Annotated in this window: 26 protein-coding genes; 15 read left to right on the top strand and 11 right to left on the bottom strand. The window is 73.8% G+C overall.

Annotated features, from left to right (window positions below; genetic code table 11):
• Positions 1-618, bottom strand: a complete 618-nt coding sequence (locus tag IEY98_RS14320) for a copper resistance CopC family protein (protein ID WP_189210919.1) — start codon at positions 616-618, stop codon at positions 1-3.
• 10 nt (positions 619-628) lie between these two features.
• A complete protein-coding gene (locus IEY98_RS14315; RefSeq protein ID WP_189210918.1) occupies positions 629-1,318 on the bottom strand; it encodes a FadR/GntR family transcriptional regulator in 690 nt (229 codons plus the stop codon).
• A gap of 65 nt (positions 1,319-1,383) precedes the next feature.
• On the opposite strand from IEY98_RS14315, the gene IEY98_RS14310 reads away from it, so the two are divergent.
• Entirely contained in the window at positions 1,384-1,869 is a 486-nt protein-coding gene (locus tag IEY98_RS14310; RefSeq protein WP_189210917.1) for a gluconokinase, read from the top strand.
• Here the strand turns inward: IEY98_RS14310 and IEY98_RS14305 are convergent.
• Together IEY98_RS14305 and IEY98_RS14300 are read right to left on the bottom strand one after the other, a co-directional pair.
• Complete coding sequence (locus IEY98_RS14305; protein ID WP_189210916.1) at positions 1,814-2,656, bottom strand: hypothetical protein; 843 nt, start codon at positions 2,654-2,656, stop codon at positions 1,814-1,816. The two genes, IEY98_RS14310 and IEY98_RS14305, sit on opposite strands and share 56 nt — an antisense overlap.
• Positions 2,653-2,982, bottom strand: a complete 330-nt coding sequence (locus IEY98_RS14300; RefSeq protein WP_308425886.1) for a PadR family transcriptional regulator — start codon at positions 2,980-2,982, stop codon at positions 2,653-2,655. Before IEY98_RS14300 ends, IEY98_RS14305 begins: the two co-directional genes overlap by 4 nt.
• Before the next feature lie 81 nt (positions 2,983-3,063).
• Between IEY98_RS14300 and IEY98_RS14295 the strand changes: the two genes are divergently transcribed.
• Genes IEY98_RS14295 through IEY98_RS14280 form a run of 4 tightly spaced genes read left to right on the top strand, consistent with a single transcriptional unit; the run spans position 3,064 to position 4,677 of the window.
• Positions 3,064-3,528 (top strand): NAD(P)H-dependent oxidoreductase, encoded by a 465-nt coding sequence (locus IEY98_RS14295; protein WP_189210915.1) that lies wholly within the window; start codon positions 3,064-3,066, stop codon positions 3,526-3,528.
• 25 nt (positions 3,529-3,553) lie between these two features.
• Positions 3,554-3,961 (top strand): type III secretion system chaperone family protein, encoded by a 408-nt coding sequence (locus tag IEY98_RS14290; RefSeq protein ID WP_189210914.1) that lies wholly within the window; start codon positions 3,554-3,556, stop codon positions 3,959-3,961.
• Between the two features lie 59 nt (positions 3,962-4,020).
• On the top strand, positions 4,021-4,491 hold the full coding sequence (locus tag IEY98_RS14285) for a hypothetical protein (RefSeq protein WP_189210913.1): 471 nt from the start codon (positions 4,021-4,023) through the stop codon (positions 4,489-4,491).
• Positions 4,492-4,512: 21 nt separating this feature from the next.
• Positions 4,513-4,677 (top strand): hypothetical protein, encoded by a 165-nt coding sequence (locus tag IEY98_RS14280; RefSeq protein WP_189210912.1) that lies wholly within the window; start codon positions 4,513-4,515, stop codon positions 4,675-4,677.
• 319 nt (positions 4,678-4,996) lie between these two features.
• On the opposite strand, the gene IEY98_RS14275 is transcribed toward IEY98_RS14280, so the two are convergent.
• Positions 4,997-5,704 (bottom strand): hypothetical protein, encoded by a 708-nt coding sequence (locus IEY98_RS14275; protein ID WP_189210911.1) that lies wholly within the window; start codon positions 5,702-5,704, stop codon positions 4,997-4,999.
• Between the two features lie 154 nt (positions 5,705-5,858).
• Here IEY98_RS14275 and IEY98_RS14270 point away from each other — a divergent pair, with 154 nt between their 5' ends.
• The 4 genes from IEY98_RS14270 (at position 5,859) to IEY98_RS14255 (ending at position 9,979) form a co-directional block, all read left to right on the top strand.
• Complete coding sequence (locus tag IEY98_RS14270; protein ID WP_189210910.1) at positions 5,859-6,578, top strand: maleylpyruvate isomerase family mycothiol-dependent enzyme; 720 nt, start codon at positions 5,859-5,861, stop codon at positions 6,576-6,578.
• Positions 6,579-6,782: 204 nt separating this feature from the next.
• Entirely contained in the window at positions 6,783-8,438 is a 1,656-nt protein-coding gene (locus tag IEY98_RS14265) for a choice-of-anchor B family protein (RefSeq protein ID WP_229786902.1), read from the top strand.
• 68 nt (positions 8,439-8,506) lie between these two features.
• Positions 8,507-9,373 (top strand): DUF8832 domain-containing protein, encoded by an 867-nt coding sequence (locus IEY98_RS14260; RefSeq protein ID WP_189210908.1) that lies wholly within the window; start codon positions 8,507-8,509, stop codon positions 9,371-9,373.
• Positions 9,374-9,415: 42 nt separating this feature from the next.
• A complete protein-coding gene (locus IEY98_RS14255; RefSeq protein ID WP_189210907.1) occupies positions 9,416-9,979 on the top strand; it encodes a hypothetical protein in 564 nt (187 codons plus the stop codon).
• Positions 9,980-10,335: 356 nt separating this feature from the next.
• Here the strand turns inward: IEY98_RS14255 and IEY98_RS14250 are convergent, their stop codons facing one another.
• Both IEY98_RS14250 and IEY98_RS14245 read right to left on the bottom strand, forming a co-directional pair.
• Complete coding sequence (locus IEY98_RS14250; RefSeq protein ID WP_189210906.1) at positions 10,336-11,085, bottom strand: GntR family transcriptional regulator; 750 nt, start codon at positions 11,083-11,085, stop codon at positions 10,336-10,338.
• A 29-nt stretch (positions 11,086-11,114) separates the two neighbouring features.
• On the bottom strand, positions 11,115-11,651 hold the full coding sequence (locus IEY98_RS14245) for a TetR/AcrR family transcriptional regulator (RefSeq protein WP_189210905.1): 537 nt from the start codon (positions 11,649-11,651) through the stop codon (positions 11,115-11,117).
• 70 nt (positions 11,652-11,721) lie between these two features.
• Here IEY98_RS14245 and IEY98_RS14240 point away from each other — a divergent pair, with 70 nt between their 5' ends.
• Complete coding sequence (locus tag IEY98_RS14240; protein WP_189210904.1) at positions 11,722-12,168, top strand: PaaI family thioesterase; 447 nt, start codon at positions 11,722-11,724, stop codon at positions 12,166-12,168.
• Here the strand turns inward: IEY98_RS14240 and IEY98_RS14235 are convergent.
• Both IEY98_RS14235 and surE read right to left on the bottom strand, forming a co-directional pair.
• Positions 12,159-13,385: an AGE family epimerase/isomerase gene (locus IEY98_RS14235; RefSeq protein WP_229786901.1), complete on the bottom strand. Its 1,227-nt coding sequence runs from the start codon at positions 13,383-13,385 to the stop codon at positions 12,159-12,161. The genes IEY98_RS14240 and IEY98_RS14235 overlap by 10 nt on opposite strands.
• 24 nt (positions 13,386-13,409) lie before the next feature.
• Positions 13,410-14,171 (bottom strand): 5'/3'-nucleotidase SurE, encoded by a 762-nt coding sequence (surE, locus tag IEY98_RS14230; RefSeq protein WP_189210903.1) that lies wholly within the window; start codon positions 14,169-14,171, stop codon positions 13,410-13,412.
• Positions 14,172-14,287: 116 nt separating this feature from the next.
• Between surE and IEY98_RS14225 the strand changes: the two genes are divergently transcribed.
• Genes IEY98_RS14225 through IEY98_RS14215 form a run of 3 tightly spaced genes read left to right on the top strand, consistent with a single transcriptional unit; the run spans position 14,288 to position 16,806 of the window.
• Positions 14,288-16,111, top strand: coding sequence for a transketolase (locus IEY98_RS14225; protein WP_189210902.1), 1,824 nt, complete (start codon positions 14,288-14,290; stop codon positions 16,109-16,111).
• Positions 16,112-16,120: 9 nt separating this feature from the next.
• The gene (locus IEY98_RS14220; RefSeq protein ID WP_189210901.1) at positions 16,121-16,519 is read left to right on the top strand and encodes a phage holin family protein; all 399 of its coding nucleotides are present in this window, start codon (positions 16,121-16,123) and stop codon (positions 16,517-16,519) included.
• Positions 16,516-16,806, top strand: a complete 291-nt coding sequence (locus IEY98_RS14215) for a DUF3618 domain-containing protein (protein WP_189210900.1) — start codon at positions 16,516-16,518, stop codon at positions 16,804-16,806. The genes IEY98_RS14220 and IEY98_RS14215 overlap by 4 nt, the downstream gene beginning before the upstream one ends.
• Here the strand turns inward: IEY98_RS14215 and IEY98_RS14210 are convergent.
• Entirely contained in the window at positions 16,803-17,549 is a 747-nt protein-coding gene (locus tag IEY98_RS14210) for a ZIP family metal transporter (protein WP_189210899.1), read from the bottom strand. The two genes, IEY98_RS14215 and IEY98_RS14210, sit on opposite strands and share 4 nt — an antisense overlap.
• A gap of 84 nt (positions 17,550-17,633) precedes the next feature.
• Here IEY98_RS14210 and IEY98_RS14205 point away from each other — a divergent pair, with 84 nt between their 5' ends.
• Together IEY98_RS14205 and IEY98_RS14200 are read left to right on the top strand one after the other, a co-directional pair.
• A complete protein-coding gene (locus tag IEY98_RS14205) occupies positions 17,634-18,050 on the top strand; it encodes a CBS domain-containing protein (RefSeq protein ID WP_189210898.1) in 417 nt (138 codons plus the stop codon).
• A 16-nt stretch (positions 18,051-18,066) separates the two neighbouring features.
• Positions 18,067-18,666 (top strand): flavodoxin family protein, encoded by a 600-nt coding sequence (locus IEY98_RS14200; protein WP_189210897.1) that lies wholly within the window; start codon positions 18,067-18,069, stop codon positions 18,664-18,666.
• Positions 18,667-18,668: 2 nt separating this feature from the next.
• Here IEY98_RS14200 and IEY98_RS14195 read toward each other — a convergent pair whose 3' ends face one another.
• Positions 18,669-19,559 (bottom strand): universal stress protein, encoded by an 891-nt coding sequence (locus IEY98_RS14195; protein WP_189210896.1) that lies wholly within the window; start codon positions 19,557-19,559, stop codon positions 18,669-18,671.

Genomic DNA, 19,559 nt, shown 5'->3' with positions numbered 1-19,559 from the left:
TCACGACCGCCGCGCGCGGAACAGCCACAGCGCGCCCCACACCAGGACGGCGGAGAACAGCACCCAGAACCACGCGGGCAGGCCGCCGCCGTCCTCGGTGTCCTCGGCAGGCGCGGACGGCGTGGCGACCGACACGGGAGCGGCGGACGTGGTCGTGGGCGCCCCAGTGGTGATCGTCGCAGTGGTGATCGTCGCAGCGGTGGCCGTCGCAGTGGTGACCGGCGCAGTGGTGCTCGGCGGGGGCGTCGGCGCGGGTCGGGCGAGGGTGAAGCGGATCGTGCCCGTGACTATGTGGCCGTCGTCGGAGGTGACGCGGTAGGCCAGGCCGTGGACGCCCGCCGGTCCGGCCGCGACGACCGCCGCCGTCACCACCGACCCGGAGGCCTCCACATCGGACACCCGCCACGCGCTGCCGTCGGGCGCGGTGACCCGCACCGACTCCGGGTTGGCCGCGACCGGCCCGGAGAACGTCAGCGTCACCGCCGACGGGGCCGAGGACAGGGCGGCGCCCTGCGCCGGGTCGCTGGACTCCAGCTCCACGTGGGCCGCCGCGGGCGGGGCGCCCGCCAGCAGCGCGGCCGCGGCCGCGACCGCGGCCACCGTGAGTCGACGGTGCATCCGCGAGACTCTAGTCGCGGGCCAGCTCGGCCACCTCGTCGTGCGCCTGCACGACGAGCGCGCGCATCGCCGCCTCGGCCCGCTCGGCCGCGCCGTCGGCGATCGCGGCGGCCACCGTCGCGTGCAGGGCGACGGCCTCGGGCGCGGGGCGCTCGGGCATCAGGCCGTGCCCGGTCCGGCCCCGCAGCACCTCCGCGACCACCGCCGACAGCTGGCGGAACATGGGATTGCCCGACGCGCGCAGCACCAGGTCGTGGAAGGCGATGTCGTGGTCGAGGAAGGCGTTGAGGTCGCCGGTCGCGGCCGCGAGCCGCCGCGCCATGTCCGCCAGGGCGCCGCGCTGCTCCGGCGTGGCGCGGGCCGCCGCGCAGCGGGCAGCGGTGGGCTCGACGGCGTGGCGCAGCTCGGTCAGCGCGCGCAGCGCGGCCACCCGGCCGGGGCCGTCGAGCTGCCAGCGGATCACCAGCGGGTCGTAGTGGTTCCACTCGTCGCGCTCCCGGACGGTGATCCCGACCCGGCGCTTGCTCGTGGTCAGCCGCAACGCCTCCAGCACGCGCACCACCTCGCGCGCTGCCGTGCGGGAGACGCCGAAGCGGCACTGCAGGCCCTCCAGCCGCAGCACCGACCCCGGCGGCAGCGCGCCGGAGACGATCTCGGCGCCCAGCTCGGCCAGCACCCGCGCGTGCATGCCGTTGGTCATGAGCGGGAAATCTACCGTGCGGGATGCTTGAATAAGTCGTATTTGTGCCGAGGAGAGGCGGGCGAATGGTGGTCGTGGTGATGGGCGTGTCCGGATCGGGCAAGACCACGGTCGGCATGGCGCTGGCGGAGAAGCTGGCCGTGCCGTACGCCGAGGCGGACGAGTTCCACCCGCGGTCGAACATCGACAAGATGACCTCCGGCGTGCCGCTCACCGACGCCGACCGGAAGCCCTGGCTGCGGGCGATCGCGGTGTGGATCGGCGAGCACGCCGAGAGCGGCGGCGTCGTCACCTGCTCGGCGCTCAAGCGCTCCTACCGCGACCTGCTGCGCTCCGGCGGCCCGGCGTGGTTCCTGCACCTGCACGGCTCGCGCGAGGTGATCGCGGGCCGGATGTCCGGGCGCAGCGGGCACTTCATGCCGCCGTCCCTGCTGGACTCCCAGTTCGCCGACCTGCAGCCGCTGAGCCCGGACGAGGCGGGCTTCACCGCCGACGTCACCGAGCCCGTGGACCGGATCGTCGCCGAGGCGGCGGACCTGCTGCGATCCTGACGGCGGCCAGCGCGGCCGCGGCCGCCATGGCGATCAGCAGCGGCCGGGGGGCAGCGCCGGGCAGGCAGGCCAGCAGGACGGCGTGCGGGAGCAGGGCGAGCGCCGACAGCGCGACCGCGTCCGTCCACACCCGACCCCGGCGCAGCGCCGCCGCGGCCAGCAGGGCGGCGGGCGCGCAGGTCAGCGGGTCGAGTCCGGTGAGCGGCAGCAGCGCGCCGACGGCGGCGGCCGCCGCTGCCGCCCACAGCCAGCGGGCGGACACCCGGGTCGGCGTGGCCGCGCACAGGCACAGCGCCGTGGCCACGGCGGGCAGGGAGAACGCCGCGGCCAGCACGGCCTGCCACGGCGGGTCCTCCGGCGGGAACGCGACCACGACCGCCGCCGCGGCGGGCAGGACCGGGACGGCGGCGAGCAGCCTGGCCTCGGTCCACGCGCCCCGGACGGCGGCGACCACCGCGCCCGCCGACGCCACCGCGACGAGCGTCCACAGTGACAGCACGGGCGCCGCGTGCGCCGACGCGAGCGAGAACGCGCCCATCGCCACGCCGAGCAGCAGGCCGAACAGCCCCGCGTGGCGGGCGGCGTCGCGCAGCCGGGGCCGCGTCCGCACGGCGAGCGCGAGGGTCGCGCCGGTCTCGGCCCAGCCGGGCCAGCCGTACTCCGCGTCGAGGTCGCCGTCGCGCCCGTCGAGGAAGCTCGCGACCATCTCCTCCTCGCGCTCGGCCCGGTACCGCGCGGGCAGCACGGACAGCAGGGCGCGGTAGCGGCGCTCGAGCCTGCTGGTCATCGCGCCTCCCGTGCCCGCAGCACGGCGCTGGCCGCGCGCACGTTGGACCGCATCCTGGCCACCTCGGCGGCGAGGGCGCGCACGCCCGCGTCGGTCAGCCGGTAGTAGCGGCGCAGCCTGCCCTGGTGGACCTCCTCGCGGTCGCGCTCGGCCAGGCCGTCGGCGACCAGCCGGTCCAGGACCCCGTACAGGGTCCCGACCCGCAGCCGCACCCGGCCCTCGGACAGCGCCTCCACGGCCTGGACGATCGCGTACCCGTGCATCGGCTCGTCGGCGAGCGCCGTCACCACCAGGAACGCCTGCTCGGACATGCCTCGAACGCTCATGCTGCGGAATATATCGGCACGCGAAGTATAAGGCCAGCGCCGCGTCGGCGCGGTGTCAGCGGGGCGGGGGAGGCTGCCCGGGTGGCGTCCATCCTCATCCTGTCCGGCGGCTCGCCCGCGGCGGCGGCCTACGCGGGCTACGCGGCGGCCCGCCTCGGCGAGCGGGGGCGGGCCGCCCGCGTGGTGTGCGTGCGCGACCTGCCCACCCTCGCCCTGCTGACCGGGGACGCCGACCACCCGGCGATCGCCCGGCTGCGCGGCGACGCCGTCGAGGCGCTGGTCGTGGTCGCCGCCGTCACCCGGGCGTCGACGAGCGGCCTGCTCAAGACGCTGGTCGGATTGCTGGCCCCGGAGTTCCCCGCGCTGCCCGTCGCGGTCGGGGCCTTCCCCGCGCACGCGCGCGTGCTCGACCACGCGCTGCGACCCGCGCTCGGGCCCCGGGCGCTGCCCACGCTGTTCCTGCCCGAGCACCAGGCCGATCTCGACCCGCTGGACGCGGCGTTGGGCACTTTGGAAACCGTCAACGCCTGTTCCCGACCGGGATGACGGTGCGCCTCGATAGCATGATCACATGTCGACATGGGCCGATCTGGCCGAGTACGTGCGCGAGGAATACGAGGTTCTCAGCGAGGCTGAGGACGAGATCCGCATCCTGTTCGACTTCGAGCACTTCAACGAGGAGGACGAGCGCACCCAGGTCGTGATCCTGGTGCGGGAGGTCCTCGACAAGCAGCACGAGTGGGTGCAGATCGCCACGCCCATCGGCAAGGCGGCCGACGTGGACCTGCGGGCCCTGCTCACCGAGATCGGGCACTCCAGCATCGCCTGCGGGGCGGCGATCATGGGGGAGCACGTCGTGCTGCGGCACTCGCTGCCGCTGGCGACCCTGGACATCCACGAGTTCACCGAGCCGCTGGCCCTGCTGGCCGGGACCGGCGACCAGCTCGAGGAGATGTTCTTCGGCGGCGACCACTACTGACGGAACCGAGAGCCCGCGTCGGCCATCCGATGGCGGAGACATCCGGAGGGGGATTCCACATGACGTACGGACCTGATCAGTCCAGCGGCTATCCGGCCTCGTCGTACCAGGGGCTGGCCACCCCGGCAGGCGGCCAGCAGTACGGCCAGTACGGCGCGCCCGCCGCGCCACCGGCCAAGTCCGGCCGCGGCCCGGTGGTCGTCCTGGTCGTGCTGCTGGTGCTGGCCGTGATCGGCACGGGCACCTTCGCCACGCTCTGGATCATCGAGGGCGGCGACCACACCGCGACCCGCGAGAGCCTGACCAAGAGCGAGGGCGCGCTTGCCGACAGCGAGAAGCGGGTCAAGGAGGTGGAGGAGACCCTGTCGGGCGTCGAGGAGGACAAGCGCGTCGCCGAGACCAAGGTCGGCGAGCTGACCAAGTGCCAGGAGGCGGGCCGCGACCTCATCGATTCGCTGGACGGCGGCGACACCCCGGAGAACCGCGAGAAGACCAGCGACGCCCTGGACCGGATGGACTCCTTCTGCTGAGGCCCTGGCAAGATCGAGCGCATGACGGCCAGCGAACCCCAGCCCGCCACCGCTCATGACGCCCCGACGGTCCGCATCCGCCTTGCGGGAACCCTGCCGACCCCTCGCCCGACGCCGCAGAAGAGCATGGCCCGCAGGATCGCCCGCAAGATCCTCGGCCCGAACCTGTTGACCAAGCGCGACTGACCACCCACGGCCCACCCTGACGGGTGGGCCTTCTCCAGCTCACCCCGCCGCGGGTCCGGGGAGATCGCCGGTCCGCTTCGAGCTCATCCGATGTGGTGAAGCACCAGCTCGCGGAGCCGGGGCACGTGGGACTTCACCTCACCTTGATCGGCGAGGCCGCCCGCTGGGGCCGGACGTTCCAGCGCGTTCCCACGCCGGTCTCGGCCGGGCAGCCGAAGCCCTGCTGTCCCGGCCGTCCGACGTCCAGCGAGCCGAAGGCCATCGCCGGTCCTGCGGCGGGTTCTCGCCTCCCCGGCGTCGAGGCCGGAAGGACCCGCCCTCAGTTCAGGCCGACGCCCAGGTCCAGGGCGGCGGTGCTGACGCGCTTCATCTCGGCCTTGTGGGCCATCGGGTCGGGGAGGGGTGTGGCCGTGTCGGACTCGGCGATGATCACGTGCTGGTCGAGCACGGTGGCCGCGAAGCCGCCTCGGCTCAGCCGGGTCAGGCCCGGCACTACGGCCACCCGGTCGCGCAGGACGTCGTTGACGCTGCCCGTCCCGTCGACCCGCACGAGGTCGCCCAGGCGGGTCGCGTCGTCGGCGGTGTGCATGCGGACGACGGCGACGGAGGTGTGCACGGTCCTGCCGTCCGCCGTCGTGGTCGTGAACAGCGCCCTTGTCAGCTGCGCGCACGGCGTGTCGACCAGGAACGCCTTGGTGTCGCCGTAGGCGTGGGCGGAGCAGTCGCTGTCCAGAACGGCCCGCTGGGTCTCCGGCGCTCGGGCGAAGACGAACTCCGCGGCCGGGGCGGCGGGCGGCGGGGCGGGCTGCGGCGGCGCCGAGCCGGTCGACCACCACAGCACCCCGCCCGCCACCAGCAGCGCGGCGAGGACGCCGCCCGCGATCACGGGCCATCGGCGGCGCCGGGGCGGCGGCGCGGCGACCGGCGCCGTGCGCAGCGTGAGCGGCAGCTGGTCGGGCAGGGAGCTGACGATCAGCGACCCCTGGTCACTGGGCCGGGGCGGGAACTTGGGCACAGAGTCCGACACGGGGCCCTACCGTAGTGCTTCCGCCATTCGGGTGGCCATCGTTCGGTGGAGATCACGGTGGCCGACCGCCCCCGACCCGTGATCTACTCGGGAAAGCCGTCGCCGGGACGGCTCGCCGTATGGCGATCATCACAGCCGGGATGGGTTGGGGCGCATGGACACCGCTGCCGCCTTCGTCGACCGCAACCGCGCGTTCGCCGACGTGCTCGCCGCCGCCGACCCGGACACGCCCGTGCCCGCGTGCCCCGGATGGACGCTGCGGCAGCTGCTGACCCACGTCGGCCGCGGCGACCGCTGGGCGGCGACGATCGTGGCCACGCGCGCCGATGCCCGCGTCGACCCGAAGACCGTCGCCGACGGCAAGCCGCCCGCCGACCACGCCGCCGCCGTCGCCTGGCTGGCCGCGGGTCCGGGCCTGCTCATCGACGCCGTCGCCGCCGACCCGGACGTTCCCGTGTGGACGTTCGTCGGGCCCCGGCCCGCCGCCTGGTGGGTGCGCAGACGGCTGCACGAGGTCCTGGTGCACCGCGCCGACGCGCTGCTGGCGCTGGGGAGCGCGGTCGACGAGGACCCGGCGCTCGCCGCGGACGGCGTGGCCGAGTGGCTGTCGCTGCTGGCGGACGGGAAGGCCCCGGCGCTGGACGACGGCGTCAGCCTCCACCTGCACGCCACCGACACCGACGGCGAGTGGACGCTGCGCCGCGACGGCGCGGGCGTGGTGTGGGAACCCGGGCACGCCAAGGCGACCGCGGCCGTGCGCGGCCCGGCCATGGAGCTGTTGTTGGTGCTGCTGCGCAGAACGCCGCTCGACCGGGTCGACGTCTTCGGCGACCAGGCGGTGGCGGCGGATTTCCTGGACCGCACGCCGTTCTGATTCACTGAATTGATCTCGCCTGGCAAGTGGGAATAAAAGGCCGGAACTTACCGGCAGGTAGCCGTGAATTGTCGGTGTGCCCGCGCTGAACCCCGCCTTTACACTCACTTGATGTGATCGCGCAAACACGCGTGTTCACGGAGTCCCTGCGACCGGGGGAGCGGGACGACCGCTGGCCCGGTTAACTCCATGAGAGGTCCCATTATGAGAATCCTGCGAACAGCGGGGCTCGCGGTGCTGGCGGTCGGGGCGGTGACGCTGTCGCTGACCCCCGCGTCGGCGCACGACCCGAACACGCCCGAGGGCATCGCGGCCGTCCAGGCGTTCATGGCCGACCACGAGCCCGCCGACCGGCGCGCGCCGCTGGTCGGCACCGCGGACGGCGTCCCGTGCGTCAACGGCAGGGCGGACAAGTACCCCTGCAAGAACGTCGACCTCCTCAGCGTCCTGCCGCTGTCGAGCATCGGCGGGGGCAACGGCAACGACATCTGGGGCTGGACGGACCCGCAGTCCGGCAAGGAGTACGCGATCGTCGGCCGCACCAACGGCACGGCGTTCGTCGACATCAGCACCCCGACGTCCCCGCGCTACCTGGGCAACCTGCCGTCCAACGGCGGCAGCAGCACCTGGCGCGACATGAAGGTCTACAAGGACCACGCGTTCATCGTGGCCGACATGATCTCCGGGCACGGCATGCAGGTCTTCGACCTGACCCGGCTGCGCTCGGTGACCAGCCCGCAGACCTTCCGCGCGGACACCACCTACACCCGCTTCGGCCCGGCCCACAACATCGCCATCAACGAGGAGACGGGCTACGCCTACGCGATCGGGTCGAACACCTGCAGCGGCGGCCCGCACATGGTGGACATCCGCACCCCGAAGTCGCCGGTGTACGCCGGATGTGTCAGCCAGGACGGCTACACCCACGACAACCAGTGCGTGATCTACCGGGGCCCGGACGCCGACTACCGCGGCAGGGAGCTGTGCTTCAACTCCAATGAGGACACTCTCACCATCGTCGACGTGACGAACAAGTCCAACCCGGTGCAGATCGCGCGCAAGGGCTACAGCGCCGCGCAGTACTCGCACCAGGGCTGGCTGACCGAGGACCAGCGGTACTTCCTGCTCGACGACGAGCTCGACGAGCAGAACGGCTCGGACAAGCGGACCAAGACCTACATCTGGGACCTGGTGGACCTGGACAACCCGGTGCACACCGGGACGTACAACTCGCCCGCGCAGGCCATCGACCACAACCTGTACATCAAGGGCAAGTACGCCTACCAGGCCAACTACCGGGCCGGTCTGCGCATCCTCGATGTCTCGAACGTGGCGTCGGCCCAGCTGACCGAGGTCGGGTACTTCGACATCTACGAGTCCGGCGACGGCGCGGCGTTCAACGGCGCGTGGAGCAACTACCCGTACTTCGCCAGCGGTGTCGTGATCGTCAACGGCATCGAGCAGGGCCTGGTCGTCGTGCGGCCGAACCTCGACGGCGGCACCGAGCCCCCGGGCGACAAGTTCGAGAACACCACCGACGTCACCATCCCCGACGGCGGCTCGGCGATCACCAGCGACATCGCGGTGAGCGGGCTCTCCGGCAACGCGCCGTCCGACCTGCAGGTGAGCGTCGACATCCGGCACACCTACCGGGGCGACCTGGTGATCGACCTGGTGGCGCCGGACGGGACCGCCTACCGGCTGAAGAACTCCAGTTCCAGCGACTCGGCCGACAACGTGATCGCCACCTACTCGGTGAACGCGTCGTCGGAGACGGCCAACGGCACGTGGCAGCTGCGCGTCCGCGACGTCTACCGGGCCGACACCGGCTACATCAACGCGTGGAGCCTGCAGTTCTGAGCCCATGAGGGGACCGGGGGCGCCCTGACGGCGTCCCCGGTCCCCGCTCTGTTCGTGAGGAGTCCCCTATGCGCGCCCTGCGCCTGTACGAATGGGTGGCGGTCGGGGTCGCGGCGGTCGTCGCCGCTGGCCTGCTGCTGGTCATCGTGCTCACCCCGGGCAGCCCGTCCGCGCACACCATGCCCCAGGCCGTCGTCCCCGCGGCCCACAGCGACGGGCTGTCCGACGCGGAGAACGGCTACCGGATGGAGCCCGTCACCGTCCCGACCGAGCGCGGCGACGCGCTGGAGGCGGCGTTCCGGATCATCGGGCCGGACGGCGCGCCGGTGACCGACTTCCAGGTGAACCAGACCAAGAAGGTCCACTTCTTCGTGGTCCGCGACGACATGGCGGTGTTCCAGCACGTGCACCCGGAGCTGGTGGGCGACACCTGGCGCACGCGGGTCGCCCTGCCCGACGGCGGCGCGTACCGCATGTTCGCCGAGTTCATCCCGTTCGACTCCGCCGATCCCATGCACCCCATCGTGCTGGGCGTCCCGTTCGCGATCACCGGCGACACCGCGCTCACCCCGGTGCCCGCGCCCGCCGCGTCGACCTCGACCGCGGCGGGCTTCACCGTGAGCCGGACCGACGGCGTCGCGCCGATCCCGGTCCGCACCCCGACCCTGCTCCGCCTGGCGATCCGCGGGCCCGACGGGCGGCCGGTGGAGAAGGTGGAGCCGCACCTGGGCGCGAGCGGGCACATGACCGGGTTCAACACGATGCTGCTGTCGGCCACGCACCTGCATCCGGTGGAGCCGCCGGGGACGCCGCTGATCGACGGCGAACTGACCTTCCGTGCCGCGTTCGCGGAGCGGGGGGAGCACCGGCTGTTCCTGGAGTTCAACGTGGGCGGGGTCGTGCACACGGCGGCGCTGACGGTGATGGTCACCTGAGTTCGGGGGTAACGGTCGGGCCGGTGCGCCGATTCCCGCGATGTGATCATCACGTGCCCCAGGTGCTTCAGCGCCAACGACGTCCTACCGCCGCGCAAGCTGCCGGACCACCTGCTGCAGTACCGGTGTGAGAACGAGGGCGCGCACGGTATCCATGAGTGGCTCACGACGGTGGGGGCGGTCAAGGGTCCGGGTGAGGTGCGGGAGGGCGTCACCGACGACCTCCTCACCCCGCTGGGCACGTGTGTGATCCAGGGCGAGCCCTTCGTGGAGTACGGAATCGTCGAGCACCGGCTGCGCAAGGGCTTTCCCGCCTTGTTCGCTGGGCACGTGGCCGAGCAGGGCCACTCGATGTTCGGCCCTCGCACCTACACGGCCTCCAGCGTCCGCTTCGCCCTCGCCCTGGGCCGCCTGGAGCGGATGGGTGAGCTGGTGAGCAAGTACGGCCCAGCCACCGGCGCTTGGCGTCACAACGGCCAGGTGACGTACTGGGCCAGACCCGGCACCCCAGCCGGCCAACGCCTGACCTGGGCCGAGTACTGCGCCCGACTCGGCCGCCCTCCAGAGTGGACCGACGAGGACAGGCGCGGCCTCAGCGCGCCTTGAGATGGGTGAGGAGGGATTGGGCGGCTGAGCAGGACGGGTGGGGGCTGCGCCTGCTCGAGCCGGTTCAGGGGACGGTCGGTGGAGTGGATCGACGCGGCGGGGGGTGCCGCCGGGCTTGGGGCGCGAGGGCGAACCGAGGCGTCGAGGACGCAGTCGCTTCGCGAACCACGGTGGGCGGCGGTCTGGCCGGGCTGGAGTCGGCCGAGGTCCACCTCGTGGCGCGTCGGCGGGCTGTGGGGACCCGCGTGCCCGGGGGCAGCTCAGCGGGCCGTCGGCCGGTGGTGCGGGCTGGGCGTGCGGGGCTTGGAGGCGGTCCGGCGGTCGTCGGAGTGGGTCTTCCCGACCCTAGAGCCAGCTCAGCGGGCCGTGAGGCGGTAGCTCGCCGTTGTTTCGGCGCTGAGGGCGAAGCGGTCGCCGCGGACCAGGGTGTGGCGCCATTCGACGCGGTGGGGGCCCGCGTAGCTGAGGCGGTGGATGGAGAGGGCGGCCTGGTCGGGGGTGGTGCCCAGGCGGGTGCGTTCGCCGGGGGTGGGGAGGACCGCGCGGATCGTCTCCTCGCCTCGGTCGAGGCGGAGGCCGGTGCGTTCGGCCAGGACGGTGTAGAGGCTGGTGTGGGAGAAGTCGGCGTCCAGGATGGGCTCGGCGATGGCGGCGGGGAGCCAGACGCGGTCGATGGCCAGCGGGTCGTCGCCCGCGTAGCGGACGCGTTCGATGTGGACCAGCGGGGTCGAGCCCTCCAGGCCGAGGCGGTCCGCGACCACGGCGTCCGCGCGCAGGCCGATGGTCTGGACCACGCTGCGCTGCGCCAGTCCGGTCCCCTCGACCGACGAGAAGAGGCTGTAGAGCACGCCCAACGGCTGCACGATGTCGGCCGCGGGCGACACGCGGGGCTGGCGGCCGCGCTCCGCGGTGACCATCCCGTCCGCGCGGAGCTTGCGGAGGGCCTGGCGGACGGTGTGCCTGCTGACGCCGTAGTCCTCGACCAGGGCCAGCTCGCCGGGGAAGCCGTCGGCGAACTCGCCGATCCGCAGCCGCTCTATCAGGTCGTCCTGCAGTTGACGCCAGAGCGGGCGCGCGTCGGCGCGGTCGAGTGTGCGTGCCGCCATCACCAGTCCTCCCGCCGGGAAGTCTCGCATCACCGGGGCAGCAGCCGCAGGAGGTTGTCCCGGGCGTTCTCCAGCGGGCGCATCGACCCGGCGGCCTGCGACTGCAGCACCGCGCCCTCCAGCGCGGCGACGATGAACCCGGCCAGCGAGGCGCAGTCGTGCGCCCCGGCCCGCTCCAGCGCCCCGGCCAGGGCGTTCTCCCAGGACGCGAACACCTCCGCGGCCGCGGCGCGGACCCGCTCGTCGGCCACGGCCGCGGCGGCGATCGGGCAGCTCGCCGCGTCCCCGGACCCGGCCAGCGCCGGGCGCCACCACTCCACCAGCGCGGAGATCGCCTCGGCTGGCGACTGGTCGGCGGTCACGCGCTCGATCAGCCGCAGCACGTAGTCGCCCGCCGCGTGCGTGGCGGCGATCACCAGGTCGGTCTTGCCGCCGGGGAAGTGCTGGTAGATGGACCCGCGCGCGGTCCCGCTGTGGGCGAGCAGGTCGGCCACGCCGGTCGCGGCGACGCCGCGCTCGCGCATCAGGGCGATCGTGCTGGCGATCAGGCGGTCCCGCGGACCCATGCCACCTCCTAGACCGGTCGGTCTATGCTACGCGCGTAGACCGACCGTTCCATAGAACCGGGGTGATCCGTTGACCACCGCACTCGACTTCGCCGGGCTGTCCGGCCTGGAAGCACTGCGGGCGATGTTCGCCATGCCGGAGCCGCCGCCCAACATCGGCTCCTTCCTCGGCATGCGGGTGGAACGGCTGGAGGAGGGCGACGTCGCCTTCAGCCTCCCGACCCGGCCGGAGTACGCGAACCCGCTCGGCACGCTGCACGGCGGCATCTGCGCCACGCTGCTGGACTCGGTGATGGCCTGCGCGGTCCACTCGCGCCTCCCCGCGGGCGTCGGCTACGGCACGCTGGAACTCAAGGTCAACTACGTGCGCGCCGTCCCGGCCGACGGCGGCCTGATCACCGCGGCCGGGACCACGGTCCACGTCGGCCGCAGCACCGCGACGGCCGAGGGCCGGGTCACCGACGCCGAGGGCAGGCTCGTCGCGCACGGCACCACCACCTGCATGATCTACCGCTGACGCACGGCGACGGCGGGCGCCGGGGTCAGCGGCAGCATGGGCATCAGCACGGCCTGGTAGGCGTGGTAGGTGTCCGGTTTGCCCGCCCAGGTGCTGGCCGCGGGCCGCCCGTCCGGGGTCAGCTCGTGCCGCCAGCCGCCCAGTTCGGCATCGATGTGGTGCTCGCGCGCGTACGCCCAGAACCGGCTGTACCAGTCGGCGTACTGGGCCTCGCCGGTGCGCGCGTGCAGCGCCCACGCGGCCAGGACGGCCTCGCAGATCACCCAGTGCATGCGGGCGTCGACGACCGGGCGGTCCCGCCAGTCCAGCGTGTAGACGAACCCGGCGTGGCCGTCGGCCTCCCAGCCCCGGCGCACCGCCGAGTCGAACAGCGCACGGGCGTCGGCCAGCAGCCACGCCGGGGCGTCCGCGCCGAGGACGGCGTCCAGGTGCAGCAGCAGCCGCGCCCACTCCAGCCAGTGCCCGACGGTGCCGCCGTACGGGCGGAACGGGTGGTCGGGCCGGTCGCGGTTGTACTCCAGGTCCACGGTCCAGTCCGCGGCGTAGTGCTCGGGCAGCCGCCAGTCGTGGGCCGCGGCGAACTCGTGCACCATCCGGTAGGCGATGCGCAGCGCGCGCTCGTGCAGCATGCGGTCGCCCGTGACGTCGCCCGCCGCCAGATAGGCCTCGACCAGGTGCATGTTGCTGTTGGCGCCCCGGTAGTCCTCGGTCGACGTCCACGCCGCGTCCCAGGTCTCGCGGGCCAGGCCCGCGTCCTCGTCCCAGAACCGCCGGTCGACCACGGCCAGCGCCTCGGCCAGCAGGTCGGCCCCGCCCGGGCGGCCCGCCGCCGCGGCGCCCGCGCCCGCGAGCACGACGAAGGCGTGCGCGTAGCCGTCCTTGACGGTGTCCTCGGTGTTGGTGAACCAGCCGCCGTTGGCGGTGTCGCGCAGCGGGCCGGTGGTCAGCGCCGCGATCCCGTGGTCGATGAGGTCCGCGGCCGACACCCCGGGCGCGGGCATCTCGGCCAGGCCGTCGGCGAGGCCGAACACGTGGGTCATGCGGCAGGTGATCCAGGTGGCGACGGGCTGGCCGGGCTGAGGCGCGCCCGCGGCGTCCAGCCAGGCGAAACCGCCGGGGACCCGGGAACCGGTCGCGAAGGCGGCCAGGGCCCTGCGCTGCTCGGTCAGCCACTTGCGATGGGCCGCTGAGGTGATCACCTCGGGGTCGATCGTCACGGCCAGACCTTAGGACTCAATCGGTTAAGCGGTCAACGCGCCCTGCGTGCGGGCGTCCTCGGCGACCGAGCGCAGCGCGGTGACCGTGACGTGGCCGTCGGCCAGCAGCGCGGCGTCGGTGTGCGGGGCGGGCGGCTCGTCGCCGACCACCGAGCCGACCTCGATCGCGCCGTCCTCGGTGCGCTGGACCAGGGCGCGCACGGAGCCGAACGGCGCCAGCGGGGCCCACTGGACCGGCTTGAGGTCGGCGGCGGGGACGTCGGGCACGTTGACGTTGAGCACCGTGTCCGGCGGGCTCTCGGCCAGCGTGCGCAGCAGGTCGGCGACCAGGCCCGCCGCGGTGTCCCAGTGCGGCTCCTCGCTCGCCTTCAGCGGGACGTCGAGGGACATGGCCAGCGCGCGGACGCCGTTGATGCTCGCCGTCAGCGCGGCCCCGACGGTGCCCGAGTGCAGCACGGCTCGGCCGACGTTGGCGCCCCGGTTGATGCCGGAGAGCAGCAGGTCGGGCTCGTCGCAGAAGGCGCCGTGGCAGGCGGCCAGGGAGATCAGCCCGGGATGGGCCTCCACCGCGTAGGCGGGCACGTCCGGCAGGCTCGCCAGCGGGTGCTCCTTGGTGACCACGCGCCGGTCCTCCGCGGCCGCGGTCAGCCCCGCCGAGGTGCCGCTGGACTCCGCGTGCGGGGCGGCGACCACGACGTCGTAGCCCGCGGCCAGCGCCGCGCGCGCCAGCGCGAGCAGCCCGGGGGAGTCGATGCCGTCGTCGTTGGTGATCACGACCATCGTCATATCCAGTTGCTACCCCGTCCGGGGCGCGGTCAACCCAGAGTCCACTGTAGACAGGTTTGGCGCGGCGGCGGCCGGGTACGCCGGTCATCGCCGACACCTGAAGGGGGCGATGCGCCGTGTCCGATTTCCGCCGTGAGCTGGCCGCGCAGCTGCGAGTCGACTCGATCAGGGCCGCGGCGGCGGCCGGGTCGGGCCACCCGACGTCGTCGATGTCGGCGGCCGACCTGATGGCCGTGCTCCTCGACGGGCACCTGCGGCTGCGCTACGACCGCCCGGACGACCCCGCCAACGACCACCTGGTGTTCTCCAAGGGACACGCGTCGCCGCTGTACTACGCGATGCTCAAGGCCGCTGGCGCGGTGAGCGACGACGAGCTGCTGGGCTTCCGCACCTTCGGCAGCAGGCTGGAAGGCCACCCGACCCCGCGCATCCCGCCCACCGACGTGGCCACCGGCTCGCTCGGGCAGGGGCTGCCGGTCGCGGTCGGGCTGGCGCTGGCGGGCAAGCGGCTGGACCGGCTGCCGTACCGGGTGTGGGTCCTCTGCGGCGACTCGGAGATGGCCGAGGGCTCGATGTGGGAGGCCATCCAGCACGCGGGCTGGGCCGGGCTGGACAACCTGGTGGCGATCATCGACGTCAACCGACTCGGCCAGACCCGGGAGACCATGCTGGGCTGGGACGTCGACGGCTACGCCGAGCGGCTGCGCGCCTTCGGCTGGCACGCCGTCGTGGTCGACGGCCACGACGTCGAGGCCGTTGACCGCGCCTACGCCGAGGCCGAGGGCGCCGACCGGCCCGCCGCTGTCGTCGCCCGCACCGAGAAGGGGCACGGCGTCGCCGTGGTCGAGGACAAGCCGGGCAAGCACGGCAAGCCGCTGGACGACCCGCGCGCGGCCATCGCCGAGCTCGGCGGCGAGCGCGACCTGGCAGTCTCCGTCGCCGCGCCCGCCGACGGCACGCCGTACCGGTTCCCGCCGGGCTCCGCCGACCCGCCGACGTGGCGCGTCGGCGAGGAGGTGGCGACCCGCAAGGCCTACGGGGTGGCGCTGGCCGCGCTGGGCGCCCGCGACGGCGCGGTGGTCGCCCTGGACGGCGAGGTGTCGAACTCCACCCACAGCGAGCTGTTCGCCGAGGCGCACCCCGAGCGGTACTTCGAGATGTTCATCGCCGAGCAGCTCATGCTCGCCGCCGCCGTCGGCATGCAGGCGCGCGGGTGGAAGCCGTTCGCCTCGACCTTCGGCGCGTTCTGGTCCCGCGCTGCCGACTTCGTCCGGATGGCCGCCGTGTCGCGCGCCGACCTGCGGCTCTGCGGCTCGCACGCGGGCGTGTCCATCGGCGAGGACGGGCCGTCGCAGATGGCGTTGGAGGACCTGGCGTTCTTCCGCGCCGTGCACGGCAGCACGGTGTTGCACCCGTCGGACGCCAACCAGACCGCACAGCTGGTGCGCGCGATGGCGGAGCTGCCCGGCATCTCCTACCTGCGGACGCTGCGGGGCGCGACGAAGGTGCGGACACCGGCGGACGAGCACGTGCGCGTCGGCGGCAGCCGGGTCGTGCGCAAGGGCGACGACCTCGCCATCGTCGCGTGCGGGATCACCGTCGACGAGGCGGACGCCGCAGCCGAGCTGCTGGCCGCGCAGGGTGTGCGCGCCCGGGTGGTCGACTGCTACTCGGTCAAGCCCATCGACGTCGACACGCTGGTCGCCGCTGCCCGCGAGACCGCGGGGCTGATCGTCGTCGAGGACCACTGGCCGCAGGGCGGACTGGGTGAGGCCGTGCTGGCCGCGCTGGCGGAGGCGGACGTCCAGGCCACCGTGCGCCACCTCGCCGTGCGGGACATGCCCGTGTCCGGCAAGCCCGCGGAGCTGCTGGCCGCCGCGGGCATCGACGCCGAGGCCATCGCCGCCGCCGCGCGCGTGATCATCGGGCGGACGGGGTAGTCCCCGGACATGGACGCACCGAGGAGCGAACCATCGACAGCGGAACTCATCAGCCGCGTCGGCGACCAGGTGTCCCGCCTGGTCCGCGACGAGCTGGCGCTGGCCAAGGCCGAACTCCGGCAGAAGGGCAAACGGCTGGGCGCCGGGGCCGCGCTCGGCGGCGCGGCCGGGGTGCTGGCCTGGTTCGGGCTGGGCGCCCTGCTCGTGGCCGCCGGGGCCGCGCTGGCCCTCGTGCTGCCGGTGTGGGCCGCCGCGCTCATCGTGGGCGCGGTCCTGCTGCTGGCCGCGGGCGTGCTCGCCGCCGTCGGCGTGGGCGACGTCAAGAAGGCCACCCCGCCGGTGCCCGAGCAGGCCATCGCCAGCACGCGCCGCGACATCAACGCGATCAAGGAAAGGGCACACCGATGAGCAGGCAGGAGGACGTCCTGCGCGAGGACATCAAGCAGGCCCGCGCCGAGCTGGCCGACACCGTGGAGCTGCTGGTCGAGAAGACCGACGTCCGCGGGCGCGCCTCGGCGAAGGCCGACGAGCTGCGCGGCCGCGCGTCGGCCAAGGCGGGGCAGTTGCGCGGCCGCGCGTCCCTGGCGGGCAGGCGGACCGCGGCCCGGGTGCGCCGCGATCCCGTCCCGGTCGCGGTCGGCGCCGTGCTGGGCGTGGGGGCGCTCGGCGCGCTGGCCCGCGGGCTGCGGCACTAGACCCGGTCGATGACGAACGCGGTGAGGAAGCCGAGCGTGGTCAGCAGACCGGCGTAGAGGTGCGCGCGCTCGAACGCCTCCGGGATCATCGTGTCGGCCACCATCGCCAGGATGGCGCCCGCCGCCACGGCGGTGATCACCGCGATCAGCTGGGGCGACGCGTCGGCCAGTGCTGCCCTGCCCAGCAGGGCGGCCACGCCCGACGCCGCCGCGATCGCGGCCCACACGCCGAAGACGTAGCGCGCGGAGCGGCCGGCCTCCTTCATCCCCGCCGCGCTGGACAGGCCCTCGGGCAGGTTGGAGATCGCCACGGCGGCCAGCACGGTCACGCCGACGCCGCCGCCGTGCAGCGACAGCCCGAGGACCACCGACTCCGGCACGCCGTCGAGCAGCGCGCCGACCGCGATGGCCGTGCCGCTGCCCGCGTGCTGCTCCTCCGACGGCTGCAGCCCGGACGAGCGCTTGCGGTGCCGCGCGCCGCGCCGGGACAGGGCGATGTTCGCCGCGACGTAGGCCAGCGCCCCGGCGAGGAACCCGCCCGCGGTGGCCGCGAGGCCCCCGGTGCGCGCTGCCTCGTCGACCAGCTCGAACGACAGCGCCGCGATCAGCACGCCCGCGCCGAAGGCCATCACCGCGGCCACGACGCGCGCGGGCACCCGGACCAGCCAGGCGACCGCCGCGCCGACCACCAGGGTCGACCCGGCCGCCAGGCCCCACAGTCCCGCCGCGACCCATTCCGGCACGCGACCGAGGGTAGTCCGATGTGGACGGGGTTTGCCGGGTGCGCAGGCGTGGAATGTGGAGAACTACCGACACAAGGAGTTGCGATGACTACCGCACGTGAACTGATGACACCCGATCCGGTGTGCGTGGAGACCTCGTCCACCGTGCGCGAGGCGGCGGCGAAGATGGCCTCGTCCTCGGTCGGGTCCCTGCCCGTCTGCGGGCAGGACGGCAAGCTCAAGGGCATGATCACCGACCGCGACATCGTGGTGAAGGTGCTGGCCGAGGGCAAGGACCCGATGGCCGTGCACGTCGGCGAGCTGGCCCAGGGCGAGGTGGTCACCATCGGCGCCGACGACGAGGCCGAGGAGATCCTGCGCACGATGGCCCGCCACGAGGTCCGCAGGCTGCCGGTCATCGACGGCCACGAGCTGGTCGGGATCGTCGCGCAGGCCGACGTGGCCAGGGCGCTGCCGAACGAGACGGTCGGCGCGCTGCTCGCCGACATCTCGGCCGAGTGAACCGGAAGGGAGCCCCGTGCGCGCGGTACTCCTCAACTGCTCGCTGAAGAGCTCGCCGGAGCCGTCGAACACCCAGGTGCTCGCCGACGTCGTGCTGAAGTCGCTGACCGAACGCGACTGCGCGACCACCGTCCACCGGCTGGCGGACATGGACATCCCACCGGGTGTGGTGACCGACGCGGGCGACGGCGACCAGTGGCCGCGGATCCACGACGACCTGCTGGCCGCCGAGATCCTGATCTTCGCATCGCCCACCTGGCTGGGCAGGCCGTCCTCGCTCGCGCAGCGCGCGCTGGAGCGGATGGACGCGATGCTGTCCGAGACCGGCGACGACGGGAACCCCGTGGCCTACAACCGGGTGGCGGGCGTGGTGGTGACCGGCAACGAGGACGGCGCCCACCACGTCATCAGCGAGATCAGCGGGGCGCTGATCGACATCGGGTACACCGTGCCGGGCCAGGCGTGGACCTACTGGAACATGGGTCCCGGCCCCGGGCCGAGCTACACCGAGACCGACCACCGGCACGAGTGGTCGGAGAAGACGGCCGCGGCCATGGCGCACAACCTGCACTCCGTCGCCGAGGCGCTGCGCCGCAACCCGATCCAGCCGCGCTAGTGCTACAGCTCGCACCGTCCGTGGACGACCGCGACCGGGCAGGGCGCCACGTGCGCCGCCCGGTGGCTGACCGAGCCCAGCAGCATCCGCCGCAGCGCGCCCCGGCCGTGCGTGCCGACCACGAGCAGCGCCGCGCCCGCGGCCCGGTCGAGCAGGGCGTGGCCCGGCGGCTCGGGGACGGCCTCGACCTCGACCGGGACCGTCGGGTACGCCTCCAGCACGGGGGCGAGCGGGCCGCTGAGCAGGTCGTCGGCCAGGACGGCGCCGCGGTCGGCGTCGCTGGCCCACAGGTCCACCGCGCCGAACCCGGGGACGGGCTCGGGCGACCAGCCGTGCACCGCGCGCAGCCTCTTGCCGTGGCGGTGGGCGTACTCGGCGGCGAAGGCCACGGCGGCGTTGCTGGAGTCGTCGTCGGCGATGCCCACCACGACGTCGCCGTCGGGGTCGCCGACCCCTCTGGCCACCACGACCGGGCGGCGGGCGGCCTTGAGCAGGGCGTCGGTGGTGGAGCCCAGCACGGCGCGGGCCACCGCGTTGTGGCCGGTCGCGCCGACCACGACCACCTCGGCGTTCTCCTCGCCCGCCACGGCCAGCAGGCCCGGCGCGGGCGGGCCCAGCGGGATGCGCGTGCGCACCTCCAGGTCGCCCGCCTGCTCCCGCAGGACGGCCGCCAGCTCGCCGAGGATCGTGGCGGCGGCGGCGCGCAGGTTCTCCTCATCGATGCCGTCGGTGGGCACCGGACCGGCCAGCGCCGGGGCGACGGGGACCGGGTCGACGGCGAACACCGCGATCAGCGGGCCGCCCGTGCGGCGCGCCTCGGCGGCCGCCCAGCGCACGGCGTCCTGGGCGCCGGGCGAGGCGTCGTATCCGACGACAACAGCGCGGTCGCGCAC

Source organism: Actinokineospora fastidiosa (assembly GCF_014648415.1).
Classification (GTDB): domain Bacteria; phylum Actinomycetota; class Actinomycetes; order Mycobacteriales; family Pseudonocardiaceae; genus Actinokineospora; species Actinokineospora fastidiosa.
This window is presented reverse-complemented; position numbering and strand designations above follow the sequence as displayed.